This is a genomic window from Actinomyces sp. S6-Spd3, from assembly GCF_000758755.1.
Lineage (GTDB): Bacteria > Actinomycetota > Actinomycetes > Actinomycetales > Actinomycetaceae > Pauljensenia.
The window spans coordinates 1-602 of record NZ_JRMV01000232.1 but is presented as its reverse complement, the minus strand read 5'-3'; the positions used below and the strand labels follow the sequence as shown (position 1 = coordinate 602).

The following is a 602-nucleotide window of genomic DNA, read 5'->3' as shown; positions in this document are numbered from 1 at the left end:
TGCAACCGCATTGTTTGACGTTCCAAATTCGTATCCTTGTCAAACGTGCCATGAGGATGCCTGCCGTAATCGCCCCCGAGTAGGGGAAAGTGCGGCGTCGCAACGCCAGGAATCCTCGCTTACAACTAGACACTTGGCAGAGGTCGAGGCGCGGCGAAGCTCCGCTGAGAGAGACGCGATCCTCGAAGATGCACTCAGGCGTCTACGAGAAGGCGAGCACTAGAAGATCCTGTCGATCCTGCTGGCTGCAGCTTTGTCCACCCACCACTGCGTTCCCACCTGGTTCATTGCGCCTGCGGGTACCTCTCTAAAATTCGCGCCCTGCAGCGCCTGCGCAAAAACCGTAGCCTTTTCTTTACCCGCAACCACAAACCAGGACGCCCGTGAACGCCGCAATAGAGGAATAGTCATTGAGATTCGCTGCGCTGGAAGCTTGGGGGACTGCGGTTCTGCAACATACAAGCCAGCCGCATCCAAGGTTTGGTGAGAGGGAAACAGGGACGCAAAGTGGCCGTCCTGGCCAATTCCTAAAATACTCATATCAAGAGCTATTGAACGAGGATCCAGCAGGGCGTGCAACGAATATACCGACACCATTTCTT

General features: G+C 55.3%; 2 protein-coding genes. One reads left to right on the top strand and one right to left on the bottom strand.

Translation table 11 applies throughout. The features are described 5' to 3' along the window. Nucleotides 1-10: 10 nt before the first annotated feature. Nucleotides 11-223, top strand: coding sequence for an RNA polymerase-binding protein RbpA (locus HMPREF1627_RS10910; RefSeq protein WP_420705306.1), 213 nt, complete (start codon nucleotides 11-13; stop codon nucleotides 221-223). On the opposite strand, the gene HMPREF1627_RS01910 is transcribed toward HMPREF1627_RS10910, so the two are convergent. Then, nucleotides 220-602: 6-phosphogluconolactonase (locus HMPREF1627_RS01910; protein WP_199805866.1), on the bottom strand; the 383-nt coding region annotated here is incomplete at its 5' end. The genes HMPREF1627_RS10910 and HMPREF1627_RS01910 overlap by 4 nt on opposite strands.